The sequence below is a fragment of the Flavobacteriales bacterium genome (assembly GCA_026129465.1).
In the GTDB taxonomy this organism is placed as follows: Bacteria; Bacteroidota; Bacteroidia; order Flavobacteriales_F; family PHOS-HE28; genus PHOS-HE28.
In genome coordinates this window covers 2275889-2292708 of sequence record JAHCIA010000001.1, presented here as the reverse complement: position 1 = coordinate 2292708, position 16820 = coordinate 2275889, and the positions used below count along the sequence as shown (strand labels likewise).

The 16820-nt window shown below is 65.0% G+C and carries 12 protein-coding genes; 6 read left to right on the top strand and 6 right to left on the bottom strand.

What is annotated here, in order from left to right; all coding sequences use genetic code 11:
* The first annotated feature begins 14 nt into the window (after positions 1 to 14).
* Positions 15 to 1598, top strand: a complete 1584-nt coding sequence (locus KIT10_09875) for an O-antigen ligase family protein (protein MCW5899565.1) — start codon at positions 15 to 17, stop codon at positions 1596 to 1598.
* Here the strand turns inward: KIT10_09875 and KIT10_09870 are convergent.
* The 6 genes from KIT10_09870 to KIT10_09845 all read right to left on the bottom strand — a co-directional run bounded on the left by KIT10_09870 (position 1523) and on the right by KIT10_09845 (position 12041).
* Entirely contained in the window at positions 1523 to 2554 is a 1032-nt protein-coding gene (locus KIT10_09870) for a glycosyltransferase family 9 protein (GenBank protein ID MCW5899564.1), read from the bottom strand. The genes KIT10_09875 and KIT10_09870 overlap by 76 nt on opposite strands.
* Positions 2541 to 3299 (bottom strand): glycosyltransferase family 2 protein, encoded by a 759-nt coding sequence (locus tag KIT10_09865; protein MCW5899563.1) that lies wholly within the window; start codon positions 3297 to 3299, stop codon positions 2541 to 2543. Before KIT10_09865 ends, KIT10_09870 begins: the two co-directional genes overlap by 14 nt.
* 33 nt (positions 3300 to 3332) lie before the next feature.
* Positions 3333 to 5954 carry a S8 family serine peptidase gene (locus KIT10_09860; GenBank protein MCW5899562.1) on the bottom strand — a complete coding sequence of 874 codons (2622 nt, stop codon included), beginning with the start codon at positions 5952 to 5954 and terminating at the stop codon, positions 3333 to 3335.
* Between the two features lie 98 nt (positions 5955 to 6052).
* Entirely contained in the window at positions 6053 to 8833 is a 2781-nt protein-coding gene (locus tag KIT10_09855; protein ID MCW5899561.1) for a S8 family serine peptidase, read from the bottom strand.
* A 101-nt stretch (positions 8834 to 8934) separates the two neighbouring features.
* A complete protein-coding gene (locus KIT10_09850) occupies positions 8935 to 11430 on the bottom strand; it encodes a bifunctional UDP-N-acetylmuramoyl-tripeptide:D-alanyl-D-alanine ligase/alanine racemase (GenBank protein MCW5899560.1) in 2496 nt (831 codons plus the stop codon).
* On the bottom strand, positions 11427 to 12041 hold the full coding sequence (locus KIT10_09845; protein MCW5899559.1) for a thymidine kinase: 615 nt from the start codon (positions 12039 to 12041) through the stop codon (positions 11427 to 11429). Before KIT10_09845 ends, KIT10_09850 begins: the two co-directional genes overlap by 4 nt.
* Before the next feature lie 99 nt (positions 12042 to 12140).
* Between KIT10_09845 and KIT10_09840 the strand changes: the two genes are divergently transcribed.
* The 5 genes from KIT10_09840 (at position 12141) to KIT10_09820 (ending at position 16793) form a co-directional block, all read left to right on the top strand.
* On the top strand, positions 12141 to 12788 hold the full coding sequence (locus tag KIT10_09840) for a hypothetical protein (protein MCW5899558.1): 648 nt from the start codon (positions 12141 to 12143) through the stop codon (positions 12786 to 12788).
* On the top strand, positions 12785 to 14053 hold the full coding sequence (locus KIT10_09835; protein MCW5899557.1) for a M28 family peptidase: 1269 nt from the start codon (positions 12785 to 12787) through the stop codon (positions 14051 to 14053). The genes KIT10_09840 and KIT10_09835 overlap by 4 nt, the downstream gene beginning before the upstream one ends.
* Positions 14054 to 14058: 5 nt before the next feature.
* Positions 14059 to 14763 (top strand): 16S rRNA (cytidine(1402)-2'-O)-methyltransferase, encoded by a 705-nt coding sequence (rsmI, locus tag KIT10_09830; protein MCW5899556.1) that lies wholly within the window; start codon positions 14059 to 14061, stop codon positions 14761 to 14763.
* Between the two features lie 44 nt (positions 14764 to 14807).
* Positions 14808 to 15389, top strand: a complete 582-nt coding sequence (locus KIT10_09825; GenBank protein MCW5899555.1) for a hypothetical protein — start codon at positions 14808 to 14810, stop codon at positions 15387 to 15389.
* A 252-nt stretch (positions 15390 to 15641) separates the two neighbouring features.
* On the top strand, positions 15642 to 16793 hold the full coding sequence (locus tag KIT10_09820; protein ID MCW5899554.1) for a bifunctional 3-deoxy-7-phosphoheptulonate synthase/chorismate mutase type II: 1152 nt from the start codon (positions 15642 to 15644) through the stop codon (positions 16791 to 16793).
* Positions 16794 to 16820 lie beyond the last annotated feature (27 nt).

Sequence of the window (16820 nt, the reverse complement as noted above, 5' to 3'; positions counted from 1 at the left end):
GCGCCGCAAGGGGCATGACCGCACAGGACCACATGCGCCGGGTGCATCTGGGCGCCTTGGCGGCGTGTGCCATCTTCCTGCCGTGGAGCACGGCCTACCTGAGCATCGCGCAGATGGTGCTCGTGGCCAATTGGATCGCCTGGGGCGTGGTTGCGGGTGATCTCAAGCATCGCTTCCGCAAGGGCTTCACCTGGCCTCCCGCGTTGGTGGCCGTCTCCTTCTTCGGGCTGCATGCCCTGGGCCTGCTGTGGACCTCCGACCTGGCTTGGGGCCTGGCCCTTTGCCGCATCCTGCTGCCGGTGCTGGTCTTCACTGTCGTGTTGTCCTCCTCTCCGGGTTCGCGCGAGGGCGAGTTGCGCACCATTCTGCTGCTCGGCGCCTGGAGCGCGGTGGTCAGTGTGGCGGTGTCCTTCGGCCTGCGTGCACCGACCGCCGCCGATCATCGGGACCTGTCCATGTTCATCAGCCACATCCGGCTCGCGCTGCTGTTGTGCTTCGCCGTGGTGATCTTCATGCGCTACCTGGGGCGCACCTGGTGGCAGCGACTCGCGCATGTGCTTGCGACACTCTTCGCGGTGTATGCGCTGGATCGTTTGCAGAGTGTGCAGGGGATCTTCCTGCTCGTGCTCATCACCATGGTGTTCCTGTGGCGCAACATGGCCGGGTGGCCCCGTGCGGCAAGGCTTGTGGCGCGATCGCTGATGGTGCTGGTGCCGGCCATGGCCATCGCCTGGGTGGCGGCACGGATGCCCGGGTTGCGCGCCACACCGGTCCCCGAGCAGAGTGGTCTCAACGCGTTCACCGCGGGAGGCGAGGCGTACACCTTCGACGCCACCAATCCACAGCGCGAGAACGGCGAGCATGTCTGGGCCTGGATCGCCTGGGGCGAGGTGGAGCGCACCTGGCCGTTGCGCAGTGACAGGTCCCTGGAAGGATCGAGTGACAGGGGCGACCCCATGCGCGGAACCCTGGTGCGATACATGACCTCCCTGGGACTGCGCAAGGACAGCTTGGGGGTGATGGCCTTGAGCGAAGCGGATGTACGGGCCATCGAGCGCGGTGTGACCAACGCGCATGCGCAGGGATCCCGTGGCATGCGACGACGCATGGATGCCGTGCTGCTCGAAATGGGCGAGTATGCCGCCTATGGCCGTGCCGACGGGCATTCACTCAGCATGCGCCTGGAGTACTGGCGCGCCGGGATCGCCATCGTGAAGCGGCACTGGGCCATGGGCGTTGGCACCGGCGACACGCAAAGGGCCTTTGATGAACAGTACGCGCGCATGGGCACTTCCCTGGCACCGCAGTGGCGGCACCGTGCGCACAACCAGTACCTCACACTGGCCATCAGCTTCGGCATCTTCGGCCTGCTCTGGTCATTGTACAGCTGGTGGTGGCCGGCCCGTTGTCTGGGCGCCTGGCGCGATCCGCGCTTCATCGCCTGGGCCATCATCTTCGCCGTGGGCTGCCTCACGGATGACACCATCGAGACGCAAGCGGGCGCCACCTTCTTCGCGCTTTACTATGCGCTGCTGGTCTTTTCCCCGGTCCGTGATCCGGCTTCGGATGATGGCGTTTCCAGCGCGGACAGGACCTGATCCACACCGATCGCGCGTATCCAAGCCGCTGGGTCGTCGCCGTTCGGCGCTTCCTCAGCGACCAATGCACGCGCATGCTTCCCCAATGGCGCCCATCTGCCGGGGTGTATGGGATGCTGCGGCGCGTAGAGCCCGATGGCGCGGATGCCACAGGCCGCTGCGATGTGCAACGGACCCGTGCTGGCCGCCACCAAGGCATCGCTGGCGGCGATCAGGCCGATGAGTTGGTCCAGGTCAAGACGGCCACCCGCGTCGGTCACATGCGACAGATGCAGTGGAAGGGCTTCGCGATAGCTCTCCGATTCGGCCTTGGTGCCGGTGACCACCACGTGCCACGTCTCCGGGTCAAGGCGATGGATCAGTTCCGAGAAACGGTCCAGGCCCCATTCCACCGCGCTGCCCTTCGATCGTGGATGGAGTACCAGGGTGGAGCGCCCTGGCTTGAGCATGGCCCTCACCGCGGCGCCAGGCGCCGGGGGCATGAATCCGCTGAGCGCGGACAACGCGCCCACATCGGGCGGATCGGTGAAGCCGAGCGGACGCAACAGTTCCAAGTTCAGGCGTGCTTCGTGCAGCTCGCTGCGTCGGCGGCTGAAGTCCACCCGGTGCGTGCAGGTGGTCCAATGCCACCAGCGATGCGAGGTGCCGATGCGCATGGGGATCCGCGCGCGCGACGCCCAACGCGCCACCTCCCGTTGCGGGAACACATGGACGATCGCGTCCGCGCCCAGATGTTCGAAAGTGGCCACGGGATCGGCGTCCCGCAATTCCTCCAGCGTCACGACCTGTTCCAGATGCGCGCAATGCCGCAGCACGGGCGCCGTGTAGATGCGGCCCAGGAAGGTGATGCGGACCTGCGGCCACCGTGCGCGCAGCACGCCGGCCATCGGCAGGGTGAGCATCACGTCGCCGATGCCGTCCGGGCGTGACAGGATGATGTGTTCAGGTTCGCGCAAGGCCCAACCGCTGGAGTTTGGTGTATTTCATCGCCACGGCGTATGCGGAGTACCAGGCGATGCGAAGTCCGGCGAGGCCGTCGAGGAAGCCGAGCAGCAACACATAGCCCTGGAAGAACTTGAACGGTGGCGCGAAGAGGCGTTTGGTCCAAGTGGCGCGCCTGCCCTCGGCGTTCATTTTCAGGGCGTGCAGATCACTGTATCGCTCGATGCGCTCCAGATGCTCCTTGACGCTGCGGTAGGACCAATGCAACAGGTCGCCTTTCAGATCGTGTACTTCGGTCCCGGCATCCAGACGGAGTTCCTCATGCACATGTTCGCCCTCCCAGCGCGCGGCACCCTTGGGGAAGAGCCGGAGCTTCACATCGGGATACCAGCCGCCATGACGCACCCAGGTGCCGCAATAGTTGGTGAGCCGTGCGAAGCGATAGGCGCCATGCGGGCCGGTACGCTTCACTTCCAGGATCACCCTTGCCAGTTCCGGTGAAAGGGCTTCATCGGCGTCCAGGGAAAGGATGTGATCGTGCACCGCGAGGCCATTGGCGAAATTCTTCTGCGCCGCATAACCTTCCCAAGCATGCTCCACCACGCGGGCACCGGCGGCCCTGGCGATCGCACAGGTGTCGTCCGTGCTGCCGGAATCCACCACCACCACTTCATCGGCCACGCCTTGCACCGATGCGATGCAGCGGCCGATGTCATGCGCTTCATCGCGCGTGATGATGACCGCCGAGATACCTGCCATGCGCGGCCAAAGATATCCGGGTCGCGGGCGGGGTCAGCGGGTGAGGACGAAACGTCCGTGCGCCAATTGCCCTGGTGCGGACCGGATGCGGAACACATAGGCACCGGCGGCAAGGTCATGCACGGGGATCACGGCCCGGCCATCGCGCATCATCCCACGCAGCAACAAGCGCCCGCCATGGTCCATGACGAGCACTTCCGCCACGGCTCCGGGATGGGCATGGCGGGAATGGAAGTGCGCCAGTTGCCCGGCCTGGTCCACAAACACCCATGCGCCGCCACCCGTCACGCCACCTTGTTCGCCGATGGCGTCGAAGGGGGATAGGTTCGCGCAATAGTCCTCGGTCTCCCCGAAGTCGTAACCGTTGGTGCAGCCCGTGGGCACCGCGCTCTGGTACTTCATGGCGATGCGGATGCGTACCGGTCCGGGTTCAGTGCCGATGGGAACGGTGAGGTCGGCAGCGAGGTCCGTGTTGACGGTTCCGCTCGCATCGAAGACCAATTCGTCAGCACCGGTGAACGATCCGTCACGGTCCAGGTCCATCCAGATGCGGAACCATTGTGCGAAGGGGAAGAAGGCATAGCCAGGCGTTAGTATGAAGGGAATGGGCGCCCCGATGGGGAGCTCGGTGGAGAGGCCGGTATGATCGCCATAGCCGCCATCATTGCCCGAGGTGTGGTCGATGGTGCCGATGCGAACGCGGTCGATCCACTCGGTGAAGGAGTTGGCCGATGCTGAAGGGCAATAAATCAGGTCCACGCAAGCGCCACAGTCGGTGGTGAAGAACAGGGCCGTGGGCGACCAGGGGGACACTTCGCCGCCGCATATGCTGCGCGCCTGAAGCTCATGGCCTGTGCAGGCAGCGAGGCCATAGAGTGTGTGGGAGCCGCTCATGATCCCGGACACTTCATTCCAATCCTCCGTTCCACTTGCACGCCAGCGCAGATCGAATGCGGTGGCCGCGAGAACATCGCCCCAGGCCACCTCCAGACTGCCCTCATCGTGGGCCAGCAGTTGTGGCGCGCCGGGGTGGTGGCAGCAGCCCTCGGAGGTCCATACGTAGGTGCTGCTCGGCGCGCTTTCCTCACCGCCGCAGATGGAGGCCACTTGGAATTCGTGGACCGTGCAGGCCAGCAGGTCGGTGACCGTTTGGCTGGTGCTGGTGATCGCTTCCACCTCGGTCCATGTTCCTGAACCCACTGGCCGGTAGCGCAAGGTGTAGGTATCGGCGGGAATGGCGTTCCAGGCGAGGATGGCGGTGCCGATGGCCGTGTTGTACGCCTGCAGATTGAAGGGCGGTACGCAACTGCCGCAGGCGGCCATGATCAGCTGCATGCTGTTGGCCGCGTTGATGCGGCCCCCGGTGGCGATCGTGCCCGGCAGGTTGCCCACCGGATCCACGCCGTCGAACAACATCTGCCGGATGTAGAGCGCGCCGGCTTGTGGGTCGGCATGCACCAGTTCCATGAGCGCAGGGCAGGGCGCACCGTACAACAAGCCGATGACCCCTGCGGTGAGCGGGCTGGCGAAGGAGGTGCCATTGGCCAGGCCATAGCCGCCGCCGATGCTGGTGGTGAGCACGCTGTTGCCCGGTGCCGCCACATCGATGCTGTTCAGGCCGTATGCACTGTTGGTGCGCATGTCGTTGCTGTTGGTGGCCGTCACGCCCACCATGTAGTCGCTGGGGCAGGCCGTGGGCAGATCGCCCACCACGTCCACGTCCACATTGCTGTTGGCCGTGGCGCCGCAGTTGAGGATGCCCGCGGTGCCGAGCGTGTCGTACATGGCGCACCAGATGGGTGAGTTGGACGGCTGCCCGCCGTTGATGCCCCAGCTGGCGTTGGTGGCCACCACGAACCCGCCCTCCGTGCCACCCGACGCGTTGTACCTGCGCCGCATCACCAGCGGATAGGTGTAGGCCGCCACCACCTGCGACTCGCTCACGCCGCCGTGGTTCACCACCATCAGCTTCACATTCCAGTTGGCCCCCGTTACCCCGATCCCGTTGTCGCCTTTCGCACCCGCCATGCCGGCCACCTGCGTACCGTGCGATCCACCATACACGTCGTCGTTGTTCGCGCCGGGGTTCCAGCCGCGGTGGTCGTCCACATAGCCGTTCCCATCATCGTCGATCCCATTGCCGGGGATCTCCGCATGGTTCATCCAGGCGTTGCCGGCAAGGTCCGGATGGGGCAGGTCCACGCGTTCGATGATGCACACCACGATGGTGTCGCCCGTGGCGGTGAGGCCGCCCGTGCTGAAAGCCCAGGCGCCTTCGCTGGCGACCTTCTCATGGTGCCATTGGTCCGGGTACTGCGGATCGTCCGGTACGCTGCGGTCCTCGATCAGGTGGTCGTTCTGCGCCAGCAGCACATCGGGATGCGACAGTATGGCGCGCAACATCACCGGCTGTGGGACCGAAGCGTGATCGAACCGAAGCAGCCAACAACGCATCGGTGCGCTCAATGCCTCCACCACATGCAGCCCTGTCGGGGCGCCCTCAACAGTGGCCAGATCGCGCACCACATGCTCCGGCGTGCGGCCCTGGGCCATCATCACCAGCAACTGTCCGGGTATATGGGCCGCTTCCTGGGCGGAGGCGGGCAAGGCGTTCATCAGGAAAGCCAGGACGAGAAATGGGCTGGTGCGGAACATGCGGGCGGGGAACATCAAAGTTATTCCCGCCATGTGGCAGGCGGCAAAAGGAACAGGGGGCCGAAGCCCCCTGTTCGCGTTTCGGGCGTGACGGTGGGTCACAGGTGGTTCACCACGAATTTGCCGTAGGCCACTTCCTCCGTACCGTGCAACACTCGGTAATGGTACAGGCCATTGGCGAGGAATGCCGTGGTGATGGTGGCCCGGCCATTGTCGGTGCTCTTGCGTGCCACCTCACGGCCGGTGTTGTCCAGCAGGATGATCTGCAGCCTTTCGTTGGCCAGCGCACCGGTGACGTCGAAGAAGATGTCCCGGTCCGCCGGGTTGGGGAACATGCTCACACCGGTGGTCGTCAACGTTTCTTCCAGACCTACGCTGAAGTCCACGTTCACCTGGGTCAGCCCGGTGTTGCAGGTGACCGCCGCACGCTGCACCTCCCAGTCGTAGAAGAAGTAGTAATAGGCTCCCGCATCGGCACCGGTCACCGTGCTACCGGTCACCGCGCCCAGGCCGCCCAGCGGATAGGGGAAGGATGTGCCGCTTCCGATCCCATCACGCCACAATTGTGGATTGCCGCTCATCACACGCAGGCCGTAAGTGCCGGGTCCCGGTACGTTGAAGTTCAGGTCCACGCGGCTTTCACCGTTGGGAACATTGAACGTGGCCTGTTGCACCACCGTGCCCGATGGCATGTTCACCAGGCCGATGGGCCGGTTGCCCGCGCCGTTGGCATAGACCTTCACGCTCTTGATCGTGAACGACTCGTTCGCCGTGAAGGTCAGCCAGTTGTTGGCGTTGGTGTGGTAGATGCCAGGCTGCGAGAAGTTGGTCCGCCCGCCAAAGTCAGGCGCCGGTTGGAAGGTGACCACGTTGCCCACCCAGAAGCTGGTGGGTTCATTCACGAAGGGTGTGTTCCACGGACTGCCGTAGCCGATGGGCGCACCGCCTGAGGAAGTGGCGTACCACACCACGCTGTCGCCGCTGGCATTGAGCGAGGCCACGCCGGGTCCTGGTATGGTGACGCTCGGTGCCTCTGGCGGCTGGTCGCCCACTACGGTCACCGTCACGGGTGCGGAAACGTAGGTGCCACAAACACCATTCAGCGTGGCGGTGTATGTGCCGCTCTGCTGCACCACGATGGAGGGCGTGTTCGCGCCCGTGCTCCACTGGATGCCTTGGGCCACGGAGGAGGTGAGCGTGACACTGCCGCCCAGGCAGAAAATGAGGGGTCCGCTCTGGCCGATCTGCGGAGCGGCTTCCGCAGGCGGTTGGAGCACCACGCTGTTGGTGAAGCCACTGCTTTCACCACCTCCGCAATCCACATCCACTTGGAACTCATAGGGGCTGCAAGGGGCCAGACCGGTGGCCTGATAGATGTTGCCATCCACACCGTTCACCACGATCCAGTTGGGAGCACCCACCACGCGGTAGCGCACGGTGAAGGGACCGCCACCGGGGGCGTTCCACGTGAAGTTGGCCGTGCCGGGCGTGGGCGCTGTAACTGCCGGGCTGGTGGCGGGCGCGCAGGCCGAGCAGGCGTTCATGATCAGCTGCATGCTCTTGAAGGCGTTGATCCTTCCTCCGGTGACGATGGTGCCGGGCAGGTTGCCCACCACGTCCACGCCATCGAAGAGCATTTGCCGTATGTACATGGCTCCGGCTTGTGGGTCGCCATGCACGAGCGACATCAGTGAAGGACAGGGCGCACTGTACAACAGACCGATCACCCCTGCGGTAAGCGGACTGGCGAAGGAGGTTCCACTCGTACTGCCATACGTGTTGCTGCCGCTGGTGGTGTACACGTTGTTGCCCGGCGCGCCCACATCGATGGTGGTGAGACCATAAGCGCTGAAGGTGCGGTTGTTCTGGTTGTTGGTGGCTGTCACGCTCACCATGAATGGGCTGGGGCAGGCCGTGGGCATATCGCCCACCACGTCCACGTTCACGTTGTTGTTGGCCGTGGCCCCGCAGCTGAGGATGCCCGCGGTGCCCAGGGTGTCATACACGGCACACCAGAGCGGGTAGTTGTTGGGGTTGCCGCCATCGATGCCCCAGCTGGCGTTGGTGGCCACCACGAAGGAGCCTTGCGCACCGTTGCTGTTGTTGTAACGGCGGCGCATCACCAGCGGGTAGGTGTAGCTGGCGATCACGTTCGCCTGCGACAGGTTGCCCACGGTCACCACCATGATCTTCACGTCCCAATTGGCGCCAGAGACACCCACACCGTTGTTGCCTTTGGCGCCGAGCATGCCGGCCACCTGCGTGCCGTGAGCGCCGCTGTATACATTGTCGTTGTTGCCGCCGGGGTTCCAGCCGCGGTGGTCGTCCACGTAGCCATTGCCATCATCGTCGATCCCGTTGTTGGGGATCTCACCGTAGTTGAGCCAGCGATTGCCCACCAGGTCCGTGTGCAGCAGGTTGGCACCTTCGATCACGCACAGCACGATCGTATCGCCCGTGGCGGTGAGACCGCCGGTGGTGTAGTCCCAGGCTTGGGGCGACTGGATGTTCGGGTGGTGCCACTGCTGGTTGTATTGCGGGTCGTTGGGCACGATGCGGAAGCTCACCGGGTGGTCGTTCTGGGCGATCATCACGTCCGGGTGGCGTTTCACTTCTTCGAGCATGCGCTCCTGGGGCACCGTGCCGGGATCGAACTTCAGCAGCCAGATGCGCATGGGTTCGCTGGCCAGGTGGTCCACCCGCATGTTGGTGAACAAGTTGTCCACATGGCGCAGATCGTTGGCGATGGTGTGCGGGTCACCGTCGGGGGTGATCATCACCAGAATGTCACCGGGGATGATGCCTGGGTCTTGTGAGGCCGCCTGGAACGGCAGCATAAGGGCGGTGCCGAGCACCACCGCAAACATTGGATATCTCATGGTCAGGGTCTCTTCGCAGGTTTGCCCAAACTTAGGGAAACCCGCCCGGGCGTTCGGGGTGCGCACCGTGCGGATGCCCGGCGCCGCTTGGAAGGCTGACCTCAGCCCCGCAGGTACACGCGCTTCACACGGGGCGGAATGGAGGTGAGCACCTCATAGGGAATGGTGCCCAATGCCGCGGCCAACTCGCCCACAGGGTGCTCCGGCCCGAACACGATCGCCTCATCGCCCACATCGCAGGGGATACCGGTCACGTCCACCATGCACATGTCCATGCATACCCGGCCCACGATGGGTGCCGCCTTCCCATGGATCCAAACGCGTCCCACCCCATTGCTGAGCCGTCTTGAAATGCCATCCGCATAGCCGATGGGCAGGGTGGCGATCACGCGGGCTCCTTCGGCACGCCAACTTCGGCCATAGCCCACCGTGTCGCCGGCGCGCAGGTGTTTGATCTGGGCCACGGGGGTGCGCAAGGTGGCCACGGGCCGCAAAAGGTCTTGTTCGTTCACGTCGAAACCGATGCCGTGCAGGCCGATGCCGAGGCGCACCATGTCCAGCCGCGCAGCTGGGAAGCGTGTGGTGCCGGCGCTGTGGGCGATATGCCGCAGCGGCCGGTAGCCGAGCGTTTCGGCGATCGCGTCGGCCATGCGCAGGAAAGTGGACAGCTGCTGGCGGGTGTGATCGTCCTGGGCCGGGTCGTCGGCCGCGGAAAAGTGGGAGAGGATCGACGCCACGCGCAGGTGCCGGGCATCGCGCAGGGCTTCCAGCAGGGCCGGCAGATCCTCCGGCGCGAAGCCCAAACGCCGCATGCCCGTGTCAAGCTTGAGATGGATAGGCGGCATGGCAGGGTCGCTGCCAGCATGCTGATCGGCTTCTCGCAGGCCGTGCAGGTCGTAGACCTCCGCTTCGAGCTGGAATCGGCGCATCACCTCGAAGGGCACCGGCTCGGGGTTCATCACCAGGATGGGCGTGCCGATGCCATGCTGTCGCAGATCGATGCCTTCGTCGGCATAGGCCACGCCGAGGTAGTGCACGCGCTCGTGCGCCAGCAAGCGGGCGAGTTCGACCGCGCCACCGCCATAGCCGAAGGCCTTCACCATGGCCATGATGCGCACCTGTGGTCCCAAGAGGGCGCGGTAGTGGTTCAGGTTGTGGCGCACGGCCTCCAGATCGATCTCCAGCACGGTGCCATGCACTTGGCGCTGCCAGCGTTGGGTCACGCGTTCCAGCGCGAACGCCCGAGCGCCCTTCACCAGTACCGCATATCCGGCCAATGTGGCGGGATCGGTGGAGGTGAGGAGATGGTCGGTGTCCGGGTGGTCTTCCACGGAACAGGTGAAGCGGTGCTTCTCCGCCGCGATGCGAGGCCCCACCGTCAGGAGTTTCTCCACGCCGGCCCGTTGCAGCAGCGCGGCCACACGGGCATACAGCACTTCGGCCGCATCGCCGCTTTCGAGGATGTCGCTCAGCACCACCGCCTTGGGGCGGCCCGCCGCGATCGCCTCCAGGTGTTCCAAGGCGATGGCGAGCGAGGCCGCGTCGTTGCTGTACGTGTCGTTGATCAACGTGATGCCGTGCATGCCATCGAGCACCTCCATGCGCATGGCCACGGGCGCGAGCAAAGGTGTGCGCTCCGCGATCCATGCTGGCCGATGGCCCAGATGCAACAGCAGTGTCACACAATGCATCGCGTTCTCCACGGAGGCCGGATCGGTGAAGGGGATCTCGAAAGTGAAGTCGGCCTCATCGTTGATCACGTGGATCGCCGTGCCGTTCGCGGTCCTTCGTTCATGCGGTACATGGAGCCAGCCGTTGCGCTCGCGGCTCCAGGTGCGCAGCGTGGCGCGTTGTCCCAGGCCGGCTTTCGTCACCGCTTCATGCACGGTGCCGTGGTCCGCGCAGTAGACCAACGTTCCCGCGTCGCGGAACAATTTGACCTTCTCCAGGGCCTTGTCCAGGTCACTGTGGAAGTTCTCACCATGTGCCGGGCCGATGTTGGTGAACAGCCCGATGGAAGGTTTGACCACCGCGCGCAGGCGTTCCATCTCGCCCGGTTCACTGATCCCCGCCTCGATCAGCCCCAGCGTGTGTCCCTCGTGCATCTCCCACACGCTCAACGGCACGCCCACCTGCGAATTCCAGCTGCCCGGGCTGCGCACGATGTGCTCGCTGCCGCGCAACAGTTGGAAGAGCCATTCCTTCACCACCGTCTTGCCGTTGCTGCCGGTGATGCCCACCACGGGAAATTGGAAGTGCGCCCGGTGCCAGGCGGCGAGGCGTTGCAGGGCGTCGCGTGTATCCGCCACGGTCACGAATTCCGCCGAGGGACCGCTCCAAGGGATCTCTGGTGCGGGCAGAGGGCTGTCGTTCTGCACCAGAAAATGGCGCACGCCGCGCGCGATCAATTCCGGGATGTAGCGGTGGCCGTCGTGCCGCTCACCACGCAGGCAGATGAACAGCGTGCCTTCCACGGGCATCGGCTTGCGCGAATCGATGGCCAGGTGGGTGATGCGGGCGGCACCGTCGCCACCGTGGAGCGTTGCACCCACCACCCCGGCCAGCACGTGCAATGGGTGTCCCTGCTGCGCCATCATCGGTCGCTTTCTCCGCCCTGTTCGGCACCGGCATGCTGCGCGCGTGCGTTCTCGAAACAGCGGCGGCACAGCGGCTGGTAACGGTCGGTCTCGCCCAGCATGATCAGCGCGTCGCCCTTGGTGGTGCGATGGCTGAAATTGGCCAGGTCGCCGCAGCGCATGCAGATCGCATGGACCTTGGTGACATACTCCGCGATCGACATCAGCGCCGGCATGGGGCCGAAGGGCCGGCCCTGGAAATCCATGTCCAGCCCGGCCACGATCACGCGCGTGCCGCTTCGGGCCAATTCGGCGCACACCTCAGGCAGTCCCGCGTCGAAGAACTGCGCCTCGTCGATCCCCACCACTTCGATGCCCGCGGCCAACAAGGGCAGGTTGCTGCTGTTGGGTACGGGCGTGCTGCGGATGGTGTTGGCGTCGTGGCTCACCACTTCGGTCACGGCATAGCGCGTGTCCACGCTGGGCTTGAAGATCTCCACGCTTTGCCTGGCGAACTCGGCGCGGCGCAGGCGGCGGATCAACTCCTCGGTCTTGCCGGAGAACATGCTGCCGCAGATCACCTCGATCCAACCCTTGCGGGGCGATCGGTTGCCGGTGTGCTCCAGGAACATCAGGGGACCTTGTCCGCGACGACAGGGTTGGCGCGGTTTGCAGGGTGCGGCGAAAATAGGGATCTTCGCGGGGGGCCTTCAGGGCCCCGCATGGCATACATGGCCGAAGCGAAAGGATACCGGAGAATGGGCGACCTGGTGGCCGCATTGCAGGCCGCCGAGGTGGGCCTCGCGGCGGGCACCCTGGGCCTGGAAGACCTGGAAGCCGCCACTGCGGATGCGCGTGAGCTTTACGAACGCCTGGTGGTGTTGCGCCATAAGGCGCGCGAAGCACGGCGCACGGAGACCGCGTCCGCACCCGAGAAGGAAGGTCCGGAGGCCGAACCCATCCGGCTGGACACCCGGCCACCGGGCGCATCGCCGCGCCAGACCTCGTTGATAGAAGCCATCGAAGCGACCGAAGCACCGCCCGCGCAGGAGGAGCGGCATACCCCGCGCAAGAAGGCTCCCGCAGCCGCCAAGGACAAGCCACAAGCCCCCGCCACATTGGCGGAAAAGTTGGAGCGGGCGGCCATCGGTGATCTGGGCAAGGCCATCACCCTGCAGCACAAATTCTGGTTCGTTGCCGAGCTCTTCAACGGCGACCGCGCCGGATTCGAGCGTTCAATCACCACCATCAATGCCATGACCGACAAGGAGAGCGCACTGGGATTCCTCCAGAACGAGGTGCTCTCCAAACTCGCCAAGGAACCCGACCCGGAGGCCATCGCCACCTTCCTCGACCTGGTGGAACGCCGTTTCGGATGAGGCGTCCCTTCATCATCGGTCTGTTGTTGGCCGCTCTTCCCGCGGTCAGCGCGCAGGACCGCGATGCCGTTCTCTCCAAGGCGCGTCGCGATGTGGCCGCGCTCACCGATCCCGCCATGCACGGTCGTGGTTATTTCTCCGGCGGGGATTCCATCGCCGCCGAATGGATCGCGCGCGAGTTCAAGCGCATCGGTCTCAGGCCCTTGAAGGAGGACCATTTCCAGCGCTTCCACTTCAAGGTGAACAGCTTTCCGGACAGCATCGGCGTGGTGATCGATGATGCGGTGCTGGTGCCTGGTACCGACTATCTCGTGGCACCGCACAGCGGCACCGCCCAGGGCGTCCACCGGCTGGTCCATCTTTCGCCGGCCGATCTGCTAACCCCGGAGCGGCGCGCCATGACCATGGGTGTGGTGACGGGGAATGCCGCTGTATTCCGGACCCCGGCGACCAAGGATGCCGACACCCTGGCGATGTATGCCGCCATGGAGCGTGAACTGATGCTGCATGTGCCGGTGGTGAGGCCGGTGAAGGGCAAACTCACCTGGGGCGTGGCGCGCGAAGCACTTCCCCACCCCTTGATCGAGGTACGCGATGAGCTTGTCACGGACAGTGCGGGGACCCTCGCCGTGCAAGTGCGCAACAATCTGGTCTCGCTTCACCAGGCGCGCAACGTGCTGGGCATGGTGAAGGGCAGGAGCAAGGACTGGGTGGTGATCGGCGCGCACTACGACCACCTGGGGCGCATGGGGCCCTCGGCCCTGTTCCCTGGCGCCAACGACAATGCGAGCGGTGTGGCCATGCTGCTCGCGCTGGCCGAACGCTTCGCCAAGCGCCCCCCGAAGCACAACCTGCTCTTCGTGGCCTTCGCCGGTGAGGAGGCGGGCCTGCTGGGCAGTGAATGGTTCGTGCAGGACAAGCCCATCCCACTGGGCCGGATCCGCATGATGGTGAACCTCGACATCCTCGGCACCGGCGATGATGGGATCACCGTGGTGAACGCCACCGCCGAGCAGGCCGCCTACGACCGGCTGTCCGGCATCAATGCGCGTGCGTCGCTTTTGCCGCAGGTAAGGTCACGCGGACCGGCCTGCAACAGCGACCATTGCCCATTCGTGAAGCGCGGCGTTCCCGCCATTTTCATCTACACGCTGGGTGGCGTGGCCCACTACCACGACGTGCATGATCGCGCGGAGACCTTGCCGCTCACACGCTTCCACGAGCTCTACACGCTGCTCGGGGAGTTCATCGCCACGCAGCGCTGAGATCCATGGACGCGCCGCGCACCGCTTCCAAGGCCCCATTGACACTGGTGCCCACGCCCATCGGCAACCTGGACGACATCACCATGCGTGCGGTGAAAGTGCTCGGGGAGGTGGATGCCGTGGTGGCCGAGGATACGCGCGTGGCCGGTGAGCTGCTCAAGCATCTGGGCCTGCGCAAACCGCTGGTGAGCTTCCATGCGCACAACGAGCATCGCGGGGTGGGCCAGCTGGTGGAGCGCCTGCTGAAGGGCGAGCGTCTTGCGCTGGTGAGCGATGCGGGCACACCGGGCATCAGCGACCCCGGTTTTCTGCTGGTGCGGGCGGCTTTGCTGGCCGGTATCGAGGTGGAATGTCTGCCCGGTGCCGCGGCTTTCGTGCCCGCCTTGGTGGTGAGCGGTCTGCCCTGCGACCGTTTCACGTTCGAGGGATTCCTGCCTGTGAAAAAGGGACGACGCACGCGCTTGACGGAACTCTCACGCGAGCGGCGCACCATGGTCTTCTATGAAAGTCCACATCGGATCGGGCGTACCCTCGGCGACATGGCCGAAGCCTTTGGCAACGACCGCCCGGCGAGCGTGAGCCGGGAATTGAGCAAGCTCTTCGAGGAGACCGTGCGTGGTGACCTGGCCATGCTGTATGCGCACTTCACCAAGCATGCGCCGCGTGGGGAATTCGTGATCGTGGTGGGCGGCGCCGTTGATAAGTCGTGACCGACGCCCCGAGCGTGCCCCGGGGTGCCCGATACCTTGCGTCCATGCCCATGGGCCGGTCGGTGATCTGGATGTGTGCGCTCTTCGCATGGGCCGATACCGGAGCGCAGCATGCCGTCACCGTATATCGTTCGCCGGCGGAGATGCATGCCAAGCGCGGTGAGCAGGTGGGCGACCTGCTTGACGTGATACCCCACCTGGGCCGTCCGGTGTTGCTGGTGGAACAAGAGGGAAGCCGGCGCCGGATCCCGTGCCGCGACCTGTGGGGCTTCTCTTACAAAGGCATCCTGTTCCGCATAGAGCCCCAGGGCCATCTGCCTGTGCGCCTGATGGCGCATGGCGCGCTGTGCTACTACGAGAATGGCCTCGCTCATCTGCGCATGCAGCGCGACGGCACCGAACTGGAGACCTTCGATCTGGGGCACCGCTCCTACATCAGCCGGCACCTCGAAGGGGAACTGGTGCCGGCCATTTTCCCGGAAGGGGATGCCCGTGGCGCGGCCGCGCGATTCAGGCAGGCTCACCGTCAGTTCGAACCGCTCTTCCAATGCATCGGCGCGGTGGACGATCTGGACAACACGCGCCAGTGTGTGGTGGACTTCGAAGCGGCGCTGGAGGGACCGTGAAAGGGTCCCATCCACCTGGATCATGAGCAGCTTTATGTAACATCCTGGCCATCAAGGAGATGCTGAAGCAGGGTGCGTGGGCAACCAATTCATGGACCTATTGCACCTGATCGCCCATGCGCCGGCCCTAGCCTGACCGGCTTGAAGCGGCAAGGCCCGGGACTGGAGCCGACCGGCCAGGCTTGTACACCAGTGTTGATGCGAACCGGCCCACCGGCACCGGCGTTCACCAAGGGTCTACCTTTGGCGTCAATGGACCCCGGTACAACAGCATTGTCCCCCAGGGCTTTCCACGATTGGGGCCTGGAGTTGGACCGGCCCTTGTTGGTGGCGGGTCCATGCAGCGCGGAAAGCCGCGAGCAGGTGATGGCCACTGCCGGAGCCATCGCGTCGGCCGGACAAGCAAAGGTGTTCCGCGCCGGTGTGTGGAAACCGCGCACCCGTCCCGGGGGCTTCGAGGGTGCCGGGCATAAGGCGCTGGATTGGTTGAAGGAGGTGAGGTCCCGCACCGGCCTGCTGGTGATGACTGAGGTGGCCACGGCGGAGCACGTGGAAGCCTGCCTGGAAGCCGGTATCGACATGCTGTGGATCGGGGCGCGCACCACGCCCAACCCCTTCAGTGTGCAGGCCATCGCCGATGCCTTGCGCGGGGTGGACATCCCGGTCTTCGTGAAGAACCCGATCAACCCCGACCTGCAGTTATGGATCGGGGCCTTCGAGCGCTTGGAGCGCGCCGGACTTAGGCGCTATGCGGCCGTGCACCGGGGCTTCAGCTGGTTCCACGACACCCCCTACCGGAACAGCCCCATGTGGGAATTCCCCATTCGCCTGATGGCGGCCCACCCGGGTCTGGAGGTGCTGTGCGATCCAAGCCACATCGCCGGGGAGCCCGCCCGACTGGCCCAGGTGGCCCAGGAGGCGCTCGACCTGGGCATGAGCGGCCTGATGGTGGAGGTGCATGCCGATCCGGCCAATGCCCTTAGCGATGCCCGCCAGCAGATCGCCCCGGAAGACCATGCCCACCTGATCGGTGGACTGCGCTTCCGCCGTGCGGCGCCTCCCGAAGTGCTGCGAGACAGGTTGCAGGAGCTGCGCGATGTGATCGACGGCCTGGACGAGGAGATCGCCCAAAAGCTGGGCACTCGCATGGATATCGCCGCCCGCATCGGGGAGTACAAGCACGAGCACAGGGTCGCCATCCTGCAACCCGAGCGCTGGGAGGCTATCATGCTGCGCCAGTTGCGGCTGGCCCGCCACCTGGGCCTGAGCGAGGGCTTTGTCCGTGAATTCATGGACGCGGTGCACCGCGAGAGCATACGCCGTCAGACGGCCGCCCAATTGGAAGGGGCTCCCATTCACCCAGCAAGCCTTCCAACCTTGAACGGGGATCACCGTACAGGGTGAAGGCCGATCCCGGTACCTTTCGGCACC